Annotated in this window: 16 protein-coding genes and 1 tRNA gene; 12 read left to right on the forward strand and 5 right to left on the reverse strand. The window is 64.7% G+C overall.

What is annotated here, in order from left to right:
• Positions 1-18 precede the first annotated feature (18 nt).
• Positions 19-2,574 (reverse strand): AMP-binding protein, encoded by a 2,556-nt coding sequence (locus HYN69_RS11910; protein WP_108435931.1) that lies wholly within the window; start codon positions 2,572-2,574, stop codon positions 19-21.
• Between the two features lie 131 nt (positions 2,575-2,705).
• Here HYN69_RS11910 and HYN69_RS11915 point away from each other — a divergent pair, with 131 nt between their 5' ends.
• The 3 genes from HYN69_RS11915 (at position 2,706) to HYN69_RS20590 (ending at position 4,235) form a co-directional block, all read left to right on the forward strand.
• A complete protein-coding gene (locus HYN69_RS11915; protein ID WP_108435932.1) occupies positions 2,706-3,494 on the forward strand; it encodes an inositol monophosphatase family protein in 789 nt (262 codons plus the stop codon).
• Between the two features lie 153 nt (positions 3,495-3,647).
• Positions 3,648-3,872 (forward strand): S24 family peptidase, encoded by a 225-nt coding sequence (locus HYN69_RS11920; RefSeq protein ID WP_108435933.1) that lies wholly within the window; start codon positions 3,648-3,650, stop codon positions 3,870-3,872.
• Between the two features lie 156 nt (positions 3,873-4,028).
• A complete protein-coding gene (locus tag HYN69_RS20590) occupies positions 4,029-4,235 on the forward strand; it encodes a hypothetical protein (RefSeq protein WP_216824598.1) in 207 nt (68 codons plus the stop codon).
• Between the two features lie 627 nt (positions 4,236-4,862).
• On the opposite strand, the gene HYN69_RS11930 is transcribed toward HYN69_RS20590, so the two are convergent.
• Positions 4,863-5,630: a rhomboid family intramembrane serine protease gene (locus tag HYN69_RS11930; protein WP_108435935.1), complete on the reverse strand. Its 768-nt coding sequence runs from the start codon at positions 5,628-5,630 to the stop codon at positions 4,863-4,865.
• Between the two features lie 149 nt (positions 5,631-5,779).
• On the reverse strand, positions 5,780-9,217 hold the full coding sequence (putA, locus tag HYN69_RS11935) for a bifunctional proline dehydrogenase/L-glutamate gamma-semialdehyde dehydrogenase PutA (RefSeq protein ID WP_108435936.1): 3,438 nt from the start codon (positions 9,215-9,217) through the stop codon (positions 5,780-5,782).
• Positions 9,218-9,321: 104 nt separating this feature from the next.
• Between putA and HYN69_RS11940 the strand changes: the two genes are divergently transcribed.
• Positions 9,322-9,798 carry an Lrp/AsnC family transcriptional regulator gene (locus HYN69_RS11940; protein WP_108435937.1) on the forward strand — a complete coding sequence of 159 codons (477 nt, stop codon included), beginning with the start codon at positions 9,322-9,324 and terminating at the stop codon, positions 9,796-9,798.
• Positions 9,799-9,871: 73 nt separating this feature from the next.
• Positions 9,872-10,942, forward strand: coding sequence for a hypothetical protein (locus HYN69_RS11945; RefSeq protein ID WP_108435938.1), 1,071 nt, complete (start codon positions 9,872-9,874; stop codon positions 10,940-10,942).
• Positions 10,943-10,998: 56 nt separating this feature from the next.
• Here HYN69_RS11945 and HYN69_RS11950 read toward each other — a convergent pair.
• Positions 10,999-11,084, reverse strand: a tRNA-Leu gene (locus HYN69_RS11950).
• 192 nt (positions 11,085-11,276) lie between these two features.
• Between HYN69_RS11950 and HYN69_RS11955 the strand changes: the two genes are divergently transcribed.
• Both HYN69_RS11955 and HYN69_RS11960 read left to right on the forward strand, forming a co-directional pair.
• Positions 11,277-11,981 (forward strand): CoA transferase subunit A, encoded by a 705-nt coding sequence (locus tag HYN69_RS11955; RefSeq protein WP_108435939.1) that lies wholly within the window; start codon positions 11,277-11,279, stop codon positions 11,979-11,981.
• On the forward strand, positions 11,978-12,607 hold the full coding sequence (locus HYN69_RS11960) for a CoA transferase subunit B (protein ID WP_108435940.1): 630 nt from the start codon (positions 11,978-11,980) through the stop codon (positions 12,605-12,607). The genes HYN69_RS11955 and HYN69_RS11960 overlap by 4 nt, the downstream gene beginning before the upstream one ends.
• Positions 12,608-12,714: 107 nt before the next feature.
• Here the strand turns inward: HYN69_RS11960 and HYN69_RS11965 are convergent, their stop codons facing one another.
• Entirely contained in the window at positions 12,715-13,605 is an 891-nt protein-coding gene (locus HYN69_RS11965; RefSeq protein WP_108435941.1) for a lytic transglycosylase domain-containing protein, read from the reverse strand.
• Between the two features lie 356 nt (positions 13,606-13,961).
• Between HYN69_RS11965 and HYN69_RS21010 the strand changes: the two genes are divergently transcribed.
• The 5 genes from HYN69_RS21010 to cpaB all read left to right on the forward strand — a co-directional run bounded on the left by HYN69_RS21010 (position 13,962) and on the right by cpaB (position 16,376).
• The gene (locus HYN69_RS21010; RefSeq protein ID WP_174213621.1) at positions 13,962-14,138 is read left to right on the forward strand and encodes a hypothetical protein; all 177 of its coding nucleotides are present in this window, start codon (positions 13,962-13,964) and stop codon (positions 14,136-14,138) included.
• A 227-nt stretch (positions 14,139-14,365) separates the two neighbouring features.
• Positions 14,366-14,542 carry a hypothetical protein gene (locus tag HYN69_RS20595; RefSeq protein WP_159082449.1) on the forward strand — a complete coding sequence of 59 codons (177 nt, stop codon included), beginning with the start codon at positions 14,366-14,368 and terminating at the stop codon, positions 14,540-14,542.
• 392 nt (positions 14,543-14,934) lie between these two features.
• Positions 14,935-15,117, forward strand: coding sequence for a hypothetical protein (locus HYN69_RS11970; protein WP_407925229.1), 183 nt, complete (start codon positions 14,935-14,937; stop codon positions 15,115-15,117).
• Positions 15,118-15,277: 160 nt separating this feature from the next.
• On the forward strand, positions 15,278-15,451 hold the full coding sequence (locus tag HYN69_RS21210) for a Flp family type IVb pilin (RefSeq protein ID WP_216824599.1): 174 nt from the start codon (positions 15,278-15,280) through the stop codon (positions 15,449-15,451).
• A gap of 79 nt (positions 15,452-15,530) precedes the next feature.
• On the forward strand, positions 15,531-16,376 hold the full coding sequence (gene cpaB, locus HYN69_RS11975; RefSeq protein WP_108435942.1) for a Flp pilus assembly protein CpaB: 846 nt from the start codon (positions 15,531-15,533) through the stop codon (positions 16,374-16,376).
• Positions 16,377-16,442 lie beyond the last annotated feature (66 nt).

Genomic DNA, 16,442 nt, shown 5'->3' on the forward strand with positions numbered 1-16,442 from the left:
CCCGGCGCAAGCGGGGGTTCACCCCCGCACCCCCAGAGTATTTTTGCAAGGATGAAACAGCGAGGACGGTTTTGCCCAAAGCGCCAGCAGGGCACGCTGGGCAGCAAATGCCGCAAGCCCAAGCGCGACGCCGCCCGAAATCGACAAGGCCGAGAACACCCACCCCGGCAGGTCGGCAGCAAAGGGCGCGAGCATCAGGTTCGGCACGAACCGGTGGGTCAGGTAGATCAGGTAACTGGCGCCTGCGACCGCAAGCACGGGCCGCACCAGCGCGTGCGGCAGGCGCATCTGCGGCAGGTAGAGGAGCAGCGCCAGCACGCCCAGCACCGTGCCGTATTTCGTCCAAGACCCGTACCAGTTGCCCCCCCAATAGGCGACCGAGGCAAGCACCGGCACCGCCAGAGCCAGCACCATAACCCGCCGCCTGCGCGTATCGGCCAATGCCACGAGCCAGCCGAGGGCCGCCAGATAAAGCACCCAGGCCAGCGTAAAGATGCGCTGCCCGCCGATATCCCAGACCAGCGGAAAGCCGAAGCGCAGCGCCATAGCCCCGCCCAGCAACCACAACCCGAAGCGGAACGGATCACGCCCGACCAGCCGCCGCACGGGCGGCAGCAGCACCAGCCCCGCAAACAGCACGAACATCTGCGCGAAGGCCTCGACGAACCAGTAAAGAAACGGCAACCGGTCAAAAGTCGCAGGTGCACCGATCCCGAAGTTCGACACCAGCAGCGCCGACCCCAAGGGCACTTGCCCCCAAGCCAGCGCATAACCCGCAACGATCAGGTAATAGGGCACCAGCACCCGCAGCAGGGGACGCAGCATATGCCGCACGTTGCCCGCAGCCATCGCCTGCCGCTGGAACCGCGCCAGCATCAGCCCGACCAGCACCACCATGACGGCAGCCCCGCCATAAAGCGGCCAAAGCGTCTCGTGCGAAACCACCACCGCCAGCACCGCAAGCGCCCGCATAACCAGCGCCGTGTCGACCGAAGCGCGGTCCGGCTTGGGAGCATCCTCCAGCGCCACCAGATCGCGCAGCGCCATCGCCTCCCATCCCTTTGGCAAATGGCCAAGCCGCTGCTCGAGCAAAATCGCCGCCTCCACGTGCCGTAGCGAATCGCCGCCCAGCGCCGCGAAACTGTCGCGCGGTTGCACAGGTTGCGGATGAAATATCCGGGCGAAGGCCCGCGCCAAACCAGCCTCGTCCCGGTCCGAACCGATCTTGCGAGCCGCGCCGTAATCGACCTTGCCGTTCGCCAGCCTTGGCAGCGCCGCCACATGCCGCACGGTCACATGGCGCGCCGTCAGGCCGGTCAATGCCGCGACCGCAGCTGCGACATCGCCCGCCCCCTCGGCCAGCACGCACAGGCCCGCATCATCGCCGTCCACCGCCGCCACGATGCCCCGCTCGGCCAACCCGGCCTCGACCGCATCATGCCCGATCCGCAAACCCGCAATCTTGGACATGCGCTTCGCCCGCCCGACGATGCGGAACATCCCGTCCGCGTCCTGCACCGCAAGATCGCCGGTCGCCAAAGCCGTCACCTCGGCCCCGCGCGCGAAATCGGCGCGGGTCGTGGCATAGCCCATCATCACGCCCGGCCCGTCATAGACCAGCTCTCCCCCGCGCAGCCACAAGCGCCCCCCCGGGACGGGCACGCCGATCACCCCAGGGCGGTCCTCGACCAGCGCCCGCCCGGGCGGAACATAGGCGATCCGCGCCGTGGCCTCGGTCTGGCCATACATCGCAAAGAACCGCCCGCCCCGGCCGGCCATCGCAGACGCAGCCTCGTGCATCCGCTCGACCGGCAGGGCACCTCCCGCAACGGTCAGGGTCTTCAGGTCGGGCAGGTTTTCCGCAGCAAAGCCGATCCGCGACAAGACCTCGTACCCGTGCGGCACCGTCGCAAGACTGCTCGCCCGCACCGCCCGCAATCCGTCAAGAAACCCGGCAGCCATCAATCCCCCCTCGGCCAGCCAGACCGAAGCCCCGACCGAGAGATGCGAATTGAGAACCGAAAGCCCGTAGGAATAGTGCATCGGCAGGACCAGCGCCGCCCGCTCGTCCCCCTTCAACCCGAGGTATTGCACAATCGCCGCCGCGTTCTCCTCGACCGCCCGCGCCGCAAGCCGTACCGCCTTGCCATGCCCCGTGCTGCCCGATGTCGTCAGCACCAGCGCAAGGTCCGGATGCAGCGCCCCCGCCCCCGCCCCGCGCCCGTCGATCAGCAACCGCCACCGCCCGCCCTGCCGCGCATAGGTCGCATCCGGCGCAAAGCGGGCGCGGAACGCCGCGACCTCGTCGCTTGCAGCCAGCGCCACGGCATGCCCCGCCGCCAAGGCACCGACATAAGCGGCCACGAACTCGACCGCCGGGGCCGCCTCCAGAAGAACCAGCTTCCGCTCCACCCCGAGCCGCGCCGCAAAGGCATCGGCACGCCCGGCCAAGGCGGCATAGCTCACTTCACCGCTCTTGGTGACCAAAGCCACGGCATCGCCAAAACGCCGCAACCCGCTTGCAAATGCAGGCGGTCTGGAAACGGCGGCTTCTGGCGCGACAGCTCTGTTCATCCGCAAGGCGATTATAATGGCCAAGTGTTTTAGTCAACAAATATCCATTGCCGCCTTCCCCCTTTCCTTCCCCGCGTCCCCCGTGTAATGCCCCCGCTTCGTATCCCGCCAAACCGACCGGAGCCCTTCCCATGCAAGGCAGCGCCAACCTCAACCTGATGATCAAGGCCGCCCGCAAGGCTGGCCGCAGCCTCGTCAAGGATTTCCGCGAAGTCGAGAACCTTCAGGTTTCCTCCAAGGGACCGGGCGATTTCGTCACCAAGGCAGATCGCGAAGCGGAACGCATCATCAAGGAAGACCTGCTCGGCGCCCGCCCGACATACGGCTGGCTGGGCGAGGAAACCGGCGAAACCGACGGCGCCGACCCGACCCGCCGCTGGATCGTCGACCCGCTCGACGGCACCACAAACTTCCTGCACGGCATGCCGCATTGGGCCGTGTCGATCGCGCTGGAACACAAGGGCGAAATCGTCTCGGCCGTGGTGTTCGACGCCGCCAAGGACGAAATGTTCTGGGCTGAAAAAGGCGCAGGCGCATGGCTCAACGACAGCCGCATGCGCGTATCGGGCCGCCGCAACATGGTGGACGCCGTCTTTGCCACCGGCGTGCCTTTCGGTGCGAAATCCACCCTGCCCGCCACGCTGCAAGACCTCGCCCGTCTGATGCCCGCCTGCGCGGGTGTGCGCCGCTGGGGGGCAGCCTCGCTCGACCTCGCCTATGTCGCCGCAGGCCGCTACGATGGCTATTGGGAGCGTGAGCTCAAAGCGTGGGACATCGCAGCAGGCCTGCTGCTGGTCAAAGAGGCAGGCGGCTTCGTCTCGGCCATCCGCGAAGGCGACGAACCGCTCGTCAAGGGCGCGATCCTCTGCGCCAACGAACCCCTGTTCGACCCCTTCCGCAAAATCATCCGCGGCGAATAGCCCCCGGCCAAGGCGGGGGGCTTTGCGCCCCCCGCACGGCCCCGCCCGCGCAAGGGCGCGGCCCGTGCCTCCCCCCCTGCAGGATATTTCCGCAAGCATGAAAGTGCGAAACCCGCGTGCCAGTCCCGCGGGTTCAGAAACATCGCCGGTCTCGTGGATCTTCGAATCCATGCCGCCGAAGTGCCGGGCATCTACATCTGCATCTACGACGACGACGTCTTCGTTAAGCGCATCCAGCAGCTGCGCGATGACAACGGGCTGGTCGGAAACGTGATGATCTCGGACAATCCGCTATACCCGCCGGTTGTCGTCTCGGGTCGCGACAACTACAGGCTGCGAATCGTAGGAAAGGTCGCCTTGGTGATGCACGCAGTGTAGAGTGATCCCTGTTCCAATCTCTGTGACTGCCAAAAGGAATGTAACGTGCGAGTTTCTATCTGTTCCCTCCTCCTGATCGCCTCGGTGACTCTCCCTGTCGCAGCCAGGGCCGATAGCTTGGACTGCAAGAAAATAGCGTGGCACGCGCAGTTGGTCATGACGGTTCGCCAGATGGACGGTGATATCAATAAAGCGTTCGATATGGTCACCAAGGAAGCATGGCCGTTAGGTCGTGAGATGGTTCGGGAAGCATATGAGCTGCCGATCATGTCGGCCGCTGAGCGCAGGCGCTCACTCTCGACGCCGTCGAAATCGTTCTCGAACGAATGGGGTCGCCGCTGCCTCGCTGGCGAGCTGAACTAGCCAAAATCAGTTCCATGTTCGCGGCGCTCCGCCGCTGCCGCCGCGACAGGCAATCCTACATCTTTTCAGGCACTTATGCCGAACATGGAACTGGCGTATGAACTTTACGCACGATTTCCATGTTCCGCCTTCACGCGCAGCTCGGTTTTGCCCGCCAAACGACCGATAAGTCGGCCTTTAAACCCTGTTTTACTTGGCTTTAAAGGCCTCTTTCGGCGCGGCTGGAAAAGCTTCATGCAGCCGCCCGACCAGCACGCCTCGGCCCCTTATGCAATTCATGCACCCATCGTCTCACACGCCGCGCAAACCCGCCCAACCCCTTGAAGTCACGCGCGTTTTCGCAGGTTCCCACCCATTACCGCTTATTCCCGCGTCACTGCAGATATGTCTGTCAACGCACAGCCGGTGAACTGGGTTCGAAAGACCGCTTCGCCCTCGTATCCGGACCCCGAAAGGTGGCAAGGCCGCCTCGCTCCGCACGATCCGCAAACACGCTACAGGCCCAGACGTCGCCACCGCGCCGGTCTGCGACAGGAAGAGCCATCGCAACCGCTCGACATCGAAAGCCCGCCGCTCAGCACCACCTCACAGCGCACCGCCGCGCAATGACAACCTCCCGTGCAGACATCAGCCGTCCCACGGCCCTCTCTCCCGCCGACGCGCCACCCGGGGCAAACGGCTCCGCGACAACGGATAAACCGCCTCGGGATGCGGCGGTGCGCCGTCTGTTACACTCCAGAACCTCACCCCGCCAATCCGCAGGAACACCGGAAAGGCCAGCCCCACACCCGCGACAAAGCCCCCCACATGCGCCCAATAGGCCACGCCACCCGCATCGGTCGGCGTCGTCGCCCCGCTGAACAGTTGCAAGCCGAACCAGACACCCAGCACGATCCATGCCGGGATCGGAAACACCTTGAAGAACACGATGAAGATAAACAGCACATCGACGCGGGCCTTGGGGTAAAGCAGCAGATACCCCCCCAACACCCCCGCGATCGCCCCCGAGGCCCCTACCATCGGCACCAATGACGCCGGATCGGCCGCCATCTGCGCCAAGGCCGCGGCCAGCCCCGCGCCAAGGTAGAAGGCAAGGAACCGCCCGTGTCCCATGCGGTCTTCCATATTGTCGCCAAAGACATGCAGGAACAGCATGTTGCCCAGCAGATGCATCCAGCCGCCATGCAGGAACATGCTGGTGGCAAAGGTCCAATACCCCTCGCCAAAGGCGATCCGCGCCGGAACAAGCCCCCATTGCATGAAGAACTGCCCGATCGCCCGCTCAGACCCAAGCCCGTACCAATAGGTCAGAAAGATCGCCACATTCAGCACGATCAGCAAGCGCGTCACATGGGGTGTGCGCCCCGAAGGGTTATGATCGCGGATCGGAAACATGACGCAACGCTTCCCGATCCGCAGCCCTTCGTCAAGACGGCCTTGGCCCGTCCGGCAGCGTGCGACATCACGAACCTGCCGCCCGTAGGGTGGGTGCTCCGCACCCACCGCCCCGGTCAGGCCCCAGTCAGGCCCCGGTCAAGTCCCCGTCAGGCCCCCGAAACCTCGACCAGAAGTTGCGCGTTGCCGCCCGAAGCCGTGGTGTCGATGCAGACATGCCGCTCGAGCATCGCATGGCCCGCATCCGGTATCCCGCCGATCAGCGGCAGGATCGGCCCCTTGCGCTGCGCCAAAGCCCGCGCATAGGCCCGCCCGGTCCCCGCATCACCCCACCAGACAGCGCCGGCAATATCCAACCGCTCCAGCGCCGAAGCCTCCAGCGAACAAGCCTCCACCGCCTGCCCGCCCAGTGCCCGCAGCGCCTCGGCCTGCCGCCTCGCCGCAGCCTCCCCCGGCCCGAGGCACAGCACAGCGCCCCGTGCCACCGAGGTCAGGCGGTTCGACTCTCCCGTAGGCCCCGGCAAGGCGATGGCATCTCCCGCCACCGGCGCAGGCAAGGCGCGCAGCGCCACTGCCACATCGGCCTCGGTCGCCACGCGATCCGCTGCGCCCGCCTCTCCGGCAACCGCCGTGAACCGCGCCAGATAATGCGGCCCGCCCGCCTTTGGCCCCGTGCCGGAAAGCCCCTCGCCCCCGAAAGGCTGCGACCCCACGACCGCCCCGATCTGGTTGCGGTTCACGTAAGTATTGCCGACCCGCAACCGCTCGACGATCCGCTGCACGCGGTCATCGATCCGCGTGTGCAAGCCAAAGGTCAGCCCGTAGCCCGTCGCGTTCACCGCATCGATCACCGCGTCGATCTCCGATGCCGCGAACCGCGCCACATGCAGAACGGGGCCGAAAATCTCGCCCGGCAGATCGGCGATCCCCCCCACGCGGATAACGACCGGCCCGATGAAACACCCCTCCGGCGCGGGCATTTCCTTCAGCACTCGCCCCTCGGCCCGCGCTTTGGCCACATAGGCCGCAATCCCCGCCTGTGCCTCGGCGTCGATCACCGGACCCACATCGGTCGCCAAATCCCACGGATCGCCCGGCGCCAGATCGTCCATCGCGCCGAACAGCATCTCTTCGACTGCCCCCGCCACATCTTCCTGCACATAAAGACAGCGCAACGCCGAACACCGCTGCCCCGCCGACTGGAAGGCTGACGCCAGCACATCGCGCACCGCCTGCTCGGGCAGGGCCGTCGAATCGACCAGCATCGCATTCAACCCGCCGGTTTCCGCGATCAGCGGCGCTGTCGGGTCCATGTGCTCGGCCATCGCGCGCCGGATTGCCAAGGCCGTCTCGGTCGATCCGGTAAAGGCCACGCCCGCAACCCGCGCATCGCTCGTCAGCGCCCGCCCGACAACCGCCCCGTCCCCCGGCAGCAGTTGCAGCGCGGTTGCGGGAACCCCCGCCTGTCGCAGCAATTCCACCGCCAATGCCGCGACAAGCGGCGTCTGCTCGGCAGGCTTTGCCAGCACAGCATTGCCCGCCGCCAAAGCCGCCGCAATCTGCCCCGTGAAGATCGCCAGCGGAAAATTCCACGGCGAGATACAGGTGAACACTCCCCGCGCCGGAGCCTTCACCCCTTCCGCCCCCGCCGCGTAATAGCGCAGGAAATCCACCGCCTCGCGCAATTCGCCAACCGCATCGGCCAGCGTCTTGCCCGCCTCGCGCGCCAGAAGCGCAAAGATGGCACCGAACTCGGCCTCATAAAGATCAGCCGCACGCTTCAGCACCGCCGCACGCTCGGCCGCAGCCGCCGCCCAAGGCTCGGCCAGCCGCAGCGCGGTTTCCACGTCCGGCACGCCCGCATCGACCACATGCCCGACCAGCGCGCCCGTCGCCGGATTGCGGACCTCGCGCCGCAACCCGCCCACGGGACGCCCCGCCACCATCGGCCCGGCCTCGAACAACCGCGCCTCATGCGGCCCCCGCGCCGCCTCGATCGCGGCCAGATCGACCGCATCGGTCAAATCCCAGCCCTTGGAATTGCCCCGCGCCCCGAACAGCGCAGGCCCCGTCTTGATGGCAGGGCTGGGCACCACCGCCACCGCCTCCATCGCCGTCAACGGGCATGCCGCCACCACAGCCGGAGGCACCTCGTCATTCACGATCTGGTTGACGAAAGACGAATTCGCCCCGTTCTCCAGCAGCCGCCGCACCAGATAGGCCAGCAAATCGCGATGCGCCCCGACAGGCGCATAAATCCGGCAGCGCGTGCCATGATCGGTCAGCACAAGGTCATGCAGCCGCTCGCCCATTCCGTGCAGGCGCTGGAATTCAAAGGCCCGCTTGTCACCCGCCATGTCCAGAATCGCGGCCACCGTATGCGCGTTATGCGTGGCAAATTGCGGATAGACCCTGTCCACCATCCCGAGCAGCTTTTTCGCGTTGGCGATATAGCTTACATCGGTTGCCTGCTTGCGGGTGAACACCGGAAACGAGGCCAACCCCAGAACCTGCGCCCGCTTCACCTCGGCGTCCCAATAGGCCCCCTTGACCAAGCGCACCATGATCTTGCGATCAAAACGCACTGCCAGATCGTAAAGCCAGTCGATCACCGCCCCCGCGCGGCGGCCATAAGCCTGAACGACGACCCCGAACCCGTCCCAACCCTTCAGCGCCGGATCGGACAGCACCGCCTCGATCACTTCCAAAGACAGCGCCAGACGGTCCGCCTCCTCGGCATCGATGTTGAACCCCAGCCCCGCCGCCTTGGCCAATCCCGCCAAAGCCCGCACGCGCGGCACCAGCTCCTCCATCACCCGCGCCCGCTTTGCGACCTCATAGCGCGGATGCAAGGCCGACAGCTTGACCGAAATTCCCGGATTTTCGCGGATGTCCCGCCCCTTGGCAGCAGCGGCAATCGCCGTGATCGCCTTGGAATAGGACAGATGATACCGCCGCGCATCGCCTTCGGTGCGTGCAGCCTCGCCCAACATGTCGTAGCTGTAGCTATACCCCTTGCCCTCAAGCTCGGTCGCGCGCTTCATCGCGGCTTCGATGGTCTCGCCCAACACGAACTGCCGCCCCATCTCCTTCATCGCCTGCGCCACCGCCCGCCGGATCACCGGCTCGCCCAGCCGCTTCACCGCCGCCCGCAAATGCCCCACCACGCCAGGCTCGCGGTCTTCCAGGACCTTGCCCGTCAGCATCAACGCCCAGGTCGAGGCGTTGACCAGCGACGACGCCGATTTGCCCAGATGCCGCCCCCAATCGCTCGGCGCTATCTTGTCCTCGATCAGCGCATCCATCGTCTCGGCATCGGGCACGCGCAAAAGCGCCTCGGCCAGACACATCAGCGCAATGCCTTCTTCCGTCGAAAGACCATATTCCGCGAGGAACACCTCCATCAGGCCGGGCTTCACGCTGGCCCTGATCCGCGTCACCAGATCGGCACCCGCGTCGGTAATCCGTGCCCGCGCCGCCGCGTCAAGGTCTGCCGCGTCGATAAGCCGACGCACCAGCGCCGCCTCGTCAGCCAGCGACTGGGTTTCGATGATGGTCCAAGGTGTCACAGCAGCGTCGCGGGGCATGGCAATATTCCTTCGTTTCACCTATCATACCTCAGGTTCCACAGGCCGTTTTCCCCATTGCTGCCATTATTGCAGCCGGATCGGCCGATCTTTCAGGCTTTGCCATGTCAAACAGCCCATCCCGCCCCGCCCGCGTCGATCTCGACCGGTTCGACGATGCGATCATCCGCGTCCTCTCCACCGATGGCCGCATTTCCGCGACCGAACTCGCCCGACGCATCGGCCTGTCGAAATCCCCCACCCAGGCCCGCATGAAGCGCCTCGAAGAGGCAGGGGTGATCACCGGCTACCGCGCCATGCTCGAACCCATCCGCATGGGCCAAGCCCATGTCGCCTTCGTCGAGGTCCGCCTGTCGGACACCCGCGAAGCCGCCTTGCAGGCCTTCAACAAAGCTGTCCTTGCGGTGCCCGAAGTCGAGCAATGCCACATGATCGCCAGCCGCTTCGACTACCTGCTCAAGGTCCGAACCTCCGACATACAGGATTACCGCCGCGTGCTCGCCGAACGCATCTCGGCCCTGCCGCATGTCGCCTCGACATCCACCTATGTCGCGATGGAAGCCGTTAAAGATTTGTTCTGACCTTTCGGCTAGCTTGCTCTGGCACGGGTCTTGCACACCAAGGCCCGTAACTTTCCGGTTCGAAAGCGTTGCGATGCCAGATCATATCCTTCTGCACATCGGCATGCACAAGACCGGCACCACGGCGCTGCAACACGCGCTTCATGACTATGATGACGGCCAGATCCGCTATGCCCGGCTCGGCCACTCGAACCATTCGATCCCCGTTGTCACCTGCTTCGCCTCTGAACCGCACCGCTACCACGTGTGGAAGCGCATCGGCGCCACGCGCCAAGAGGTCGCCCGCAAAGTCGCCTTCTGCCGCGAGCGGCTTGAGTCAGAACTCGCCCTCCCGCGCAAGCGCCTGCTCTTCGTAGGCGAGGAGATCTCGCTGCTGCCCACCGCCGCCGTCACCGCGCTTTCGGCAACCTTGCACAGATCCGGCGCCGAGATTTCGGTTCTGGCCTACCTGCGCGACCCGTTGGGCTACGTTACATCCGCGTTCCAGCAACAGGTCCGCGGCGGGCAAGCGTGCTACACCTTGCCCCGCCCCTATTACCGCCAGCGGTTCGAGAAATTCACAGCGATCTTCGGTCGCAATGCAGTTTCCTTCCGGGCCTACGCCCCCGAACGCACCGCAGGCTGGTCGATCATCTCCGACTACTCCGGTGCCGCGGGCCTTCCCCCGCGTGCGCTGGCCGATTGTCGCTCAAATCCTTCGCTGCCCCTCGATGCGGTCCGCCTGCTCCACCTCTTCAACCGCACCAACCCGCAGATCGGCAGCGAAACCGGCCTTGCTGCGCGCAGCGCGCTGATCTCCTATCTCGCAGCATGTTTCACGACCCGCTTCACCATCGACCCCGGCATCGTTGCCGCAGTCGTCGACGCAGATGAATTGGCATGGGTGGAAGACACGACAGGCATCCCGCTTCGGGCGGTTCCGGGCGCGACCGACCCGACACGGGCCGAAGCCGCGCTTGCTGCCTATCTTGATGACATCCCGCCCCAGGCGATCGACCGCCTGCGCCATGACCTGTCGCTCCGCTCCATTCCGCACGATTCCGGCGACGACGCCGCAAGCCTCGTTTCGAAACTCTACGCTGGCTTGCTCGCCGCACAGGAAGCGGCCCGCACCACGCCCGCGCCAAAAAGCGCTTCGGCCTGACAAGCCCCGCACGCAGCAGGTGCCTGCAAGATCAGGCTGCTCGTCCGTGAAACCACTGGTGCCCGCGGCGAGAATCGAACTCGCACGGCCTTTCGGCCTAAAGATTTTAAGTCTTCTGTGTCTACCGTTCCACCACGCGGGCCGCAGCGTGGATGGTCGCTACCAATCTTTCCCGCGCCGGTAAACCCCGCCCGCAAATGCAGGCTGAAACCGCGGCCTCCGTTGCCCCTCCGGCCCGCTCGTCGCCACCAGACCCCGATGCCGCAGCGCAGCGATTGACAGCGCCAAAACTGCGGTCCCATATACCCGCCGACAGTCCGGAGAGAGAACCGCAATGAAAAAAGTCTATCCAAGCGCCAGTGCCGCGCTCGACGCTGTGCTGTTCGACGGCATGACCATCGCATCTGGCGGCTTCGGCCTTTGCGGCATCCCCGAACTCCTTATCGCCGCCATCCGCGCCGCAGGCACCAAAGACCTGATCGTCGCCTCGAACAACGCAGGCGTCGACGGCTTCGGGCTCGGCGTCCTCCTGGAAAGCAGGCAGGTCAAAAAGATGATCTCGTCCTACGTGGGCGAAAACGCCGAATTCATGCGCCAGTACCTCTCGGGCGAACTCGACCTCGAATTCACCCCCCAAGGCACCCTTGCCGAACGCATGCGCGCAGGTGGCGCGGGCATCCCCGGCTTTTACACCCGCACCGGTGTCGGCACCGTCATAGCCGAGGGCAAGGAACACAAAGACTTCGACGGCAAGACCTACATCCTCGAACGCGCCATCAACGCCGACCTCTCCATCGTCAAAGCGTGGAAGGCCGACCCGTCAGGCAACCTCGTCTTCCGCAAGACCGCCCGCAACTTCAACCCGCCCGCCGCCACCTGTGGCAAGATCTGCGTGGCCGAGGTCGAAGAAATCGTCCCCCTCGGATCGCTCGACCCCGACACCATCCACCTGCCCGGCATCTACGTGCACCGCATCGTGCAGGGGCAGCACGAGAAACGGATCGAACAGCGCACCACCCGTAAGAAGGAAACCGCATAATGTGGGACCGCAACCAGATGGCCGCCCGCGCGGCGCAGGAACTGCAAGACGGCTGGTATGTGAACCTCGGCATCGGCATCCCGACGCTGGTGGCCAACTACATTCCCAAAGGCATCGAGGTCACGCTGCAATCGGAAAACGGCATGCTCGGCATGGGGCCATTTCCGTATGAGGGCGAAGAAGATCCCGACCTGATCAACGCCGGAAAACAAACCATCACCGAACTGCCGCAAACCGCCTTCTTCGACTCTGCCCAAAGCTTCGCCATGATCCGCGGCGGCAAGATCGCCATGGCCATCCTCGGCGCGATGGAAGTGGCCGAAAACGGCGACCTCGCGAACTGGATGATCCCCGGCAAGCTGGTCAAGGGCATGGGCGGGGCGATGGACCTCGTGGCAGGCGTGGGCCGCGTGGTCGTCGTCATGGACCACACCTCGAAACACGGCGAGTCAAAGGTTCTCAAATCCTGCACCCTGCCCCTCACCGGCCAAGGCGTCGTCAACCGCATCATCACCAACCTCGGCGTCCTCGACGTGGTGCCGGGCGGGCTGAAGCTGGTCGAACTCGCCGATGGCGTGACCGAAGCCGAACTGCGGGCGGCAACCGAAGCCACGCTCGTCGCCTGACCGCCCCCTCCCCCTGCCAAGGGGGAGGGCCGGGGTGGGGGTGGCCCCGGAAACACCGGCGCGGGCCTTCGCAAAGGCCCGGCCCTCCAGCAGACCAAAGGCATTGCCTAAGGTGCCGCCGAAATCACCCGGAAAACGCAAGGATCGGTCACCAGCTCGGGCGGGCTCATGCACAGCCCCTGCGCCACCTGCCAGGCTGCCAGCACCTTTGGCACGTAATCGCGCGTTTCCGCATAGGGCGGCACCCCGCGGTTGGCCGCAACCGCGCCCTCGCCCGCGTTATAGGCCGCCAGAACCATCAAGGGATCGCGGTCGAACCGCTTCATCAGCCAGTCCAGATAGGCCACCCCGCCCCTGATGTTCTCGTCCGGGTCCAGCGCATCGGCCACGCCGAAGCGTTGCGCGGTCGCGGGTATCAACTGCATCAGCCCCTGTGCCCCCGCGCTGCTTTCCGCCTCGACCTTCCCCGCGCTTTCCGTCGCGATGACCGCCAGCGCCAGCGCGGGTGATACCTCGGTCCCGACCGTGGCGCGCAGCAAAGCCTTGCCCCAGTCGTCCGCCAGCTTCTGCATCGCCTGCAAACGCGGTGCCTCGATGCGCGCGCCCCCTGGCCCTTCGGACAGCGCGGCCAGCGCCAGCGCAAAGCGCCCGTCCGCTTGCCCCAGCCCCGCAGGAACCGCATCCCAATACCAGCCATAACGCGCAGCCGCCGATGGCAGCGGTCCCAGCGGGCGATCCCCGGCATCGGGCAGGGGCAGATCGGGCACCACGCGGGGCACAGTCGGCAAGGCCGCAAGCAGCCGCGCCTGTTCGACCGGATCGATCTGCACCGTTATCCGCTTGCCCGGCAGCACATCCCCCACGCGCACACGTTTAAAGGTGAAATCGGCGGCTGCGTCAGTCGTCTCTGCCACCGCTGCGCCCGTCGTCGCGCCTGAAACTGCGACCACACACACGCCGATCACGCAGATCGCCCCGATTCCCGCCCTCCGAACCATCCCGCGCCGCCATCCCTTGCCTCTCCAGACTATCGCAAGGAATCATGCTTTTGGCCACCGCAACACGGGCCAAAGGTGTCCGTTTCGCCCAAAGTGTTAACAAAACCCGTCATTTTACATACTTAAGGATGGTTAATATGTCCAAAAGTTACTTAATTCCAAACACTTATAATTTTACGCAGAAAAAACACCGCTGCCGGAAAATGCCCGGCTCACCCCAAAATCAGGCCACGATTGGGGGGCTATATATGCCCATGCCGAACGGGATCGGATGGAACAGAGGCCAGACGAAACAGCACCCGCCGGCAGACAAAGTGAAACCGAAGTGAACCGTTTAACCAGTAAGGAACGACCAAATGCTGAAGCTCAAGAACCTGTTCAAGAAATTCTCCGCCGCTGAAGCTGGCGCTGTGACCGTTGACTGGGTGGTGCTTGCCGCCGCTGTCGTGGGTCTGTCGGCTGTTGTCGGCACCACCGTCAAGACCGCCATCGATTCCAAGGCCAACGCGATCTCGACCTCGATCGGCAGCTAAGGCTGAAAAATCGACTGCGACACGCTATAAACGCGGGTCGCAGCCGCCACTCACCTCCAGCAACCGACCGGATCCACGCCCTGCGATGGGCTTCACTCCGGTCGCAACGATCCGAACGTCGCACCTATCCCAAGGCAGGTGCGTAGTCCCCTCGTGCGGGCCACCTTTTCCGGTCAAAGCCCGCGCATCTCCCAAACTTCACGTAACCCATTGCAAGGACCCATCCCATGCACATGCTCAAAAATCTGTTCAAGAAATTCTCCACCGCCGAAGCCGGCGCCGTGACCGTCGACTGGGTGGTCCTGACCGCCGCAGTTGTGGGCCTCTCGGCTGTCGTCGGCGGCACGGTCAAGACCGCCGTCGAGACGAAGGCCACCGCAATCCAGACCTCGATCGGCCAGTAATCGGACGTTGCTCATTGCGGCCCCCTGCTCAGGCGAGGGCCGCAATACCCCCCGGATACCACTACCGACCATGCGACTCGCCCGTCTGACTCCACCTCTTCGGCAATGAATCCATCCGAAAGGTGGCAATTCTGCCCAAATTGGCGCCAAACGGTCAGTCAAGCTGGTCAAAAGTCTGGGGCATCTGAAAAAGTTTCAAGCCGGATCAGAGGCTTGAGTTAAAGATAGTTAAAATCCTGCGGTGCGCTGCGATTGCCCTAGGCATTCCCAACTGCCGCCACGATTCGAGGGCTAATTGACCCCACGCCGAACGGTGATCGCCCGGAACAGAGGCCGGACCGAAATGACCCGAACGGAGTGGAACTCGAAGCAACGTGTAAAGGATGACGACCATGCTGAAGCTCAAGAATATGTTCAAGAAGTTCTCCCTCGCCGAAGCTGGCGCCGTGACCGTGGACTGGGTGGTTCTGACCGCCGCTGTCGTCGGCCTGGCCGCCGTGGTTGGTGGCACCGTCAAGAACGCCATCAACGCCAAAGGCAACGCGATTTCGACCTCGATCGCCGCGACCAACTGATCGCGCGGGATCGGGATTGACGAAGGTCGCGGCCATGTGCGCTCGCAACATGGCCGCGACCGTCCCAACCGGGCCCAACCGGGCCAAACTGGAATGGCGCACCGCTCGCGCCCTTCCCTTCAACCAGTGCAGGAGGACGACAATGTCGCCACGTCTCCTAATGAAAAGACTGCTGCGCCGTGGATTGCGCGACGAAACCGGCGCCGTCACGGCCGACTGGGTTGTGCTGACCGCGCTCGTGGTCGGCCTCGCCGGTGCATTGATGACGATCCTGCAAGACCCGATCAACAACGGCGGTACGGTCATCGCCAACAGGATTGCAGGTTCGAACTAACCGTCCGCGCAAGCGGGCGGCCGATTGCGTAATTGGTTCAGGATCGGCCCAGTCAGGCCGGGCAAAAGGGTAAAGACACATGCGTGCGATGTTCGGACTTGTGCTTCTGATCGGCATGGCCCTCGCGGGGTTCGCCGTCTACATGGCCCAAGGCTATATCAACCAGACGGAAAGCGCCCTGACGCAAGAACGCAGCTTCCGCGAACAGTTGGGCGAAGTCGTCCCGGTCTATGTGGTCACCAAAGCCCTGCGCTTCGGCGAACCCGTCACCAAAGAGGACGTGCAGACCATCTACTGGCAGAAAGCGTCCCTTCCCGACGGCACCTTTGCCGACGAAGCCTCGCTGTTTCCGCCAGATGCCGACAAGCCGCGCTACGTGCTGCGCCCCATGGAAAAATTCGAACCCGTCCTCGCCATCAAGGTCACCAAACCCGGCGAACCCGCAGGCCTCGTCGGCGCCCTCCAACGCGGCATGCGCGCCTTTGCGGTGCGGGTCGACGTGTCGTCGGGTGTCTCGGGCTTCGTCTATCCCGGAAACTCGGTCGACATCTATTGGACCGGCGGTACTCCGAACGGCGACGTGACGCGCCTGATCGAAACCAACGTCTCGATCATCGCAGTTGACCAATCCGCATCAGGCGATGCAACCGGCGGCGCCATCGTCGCCCAGACCGTAACGGTCGCCGTGACGCCGGAACAGGTCGCACGGCTTGCCCAGGCCCAGGCGACCGGTCGTCTCGCGCTCTCGCTCGTCGGCACCAACGATGACAGCGTCACCGCCTCGGTCGAGGCCGACACCCAGTCGCTCCTCGGCGCGGTCGAACCGCAACAGGTCGTCACGGCTGCACCCGCAGCGCAAGTCTGCACCATCAAGACCCGCAAGGGAGCCGAGGTTCTGGAAATTCCGATCCCCTGCACGAACTGACCTTTTGGCACAACGCAGCGCGGCGGTCCCATCGCGGGCCGCCGCTTCGATTCAACACGGGTCTTG

Origin of the sequence: Gemmobacter aquarius (assembly GCF_003060865.1) — a bacterium.
In the GTDB taxonomy this organism is placed as follows: Bacteria; Pseudomonadota; Alphaproteobacteria; order Rhodobacterales; family Rhodobacteraceae; genus Paragemmobacter; species Paragemmobacter aquarius.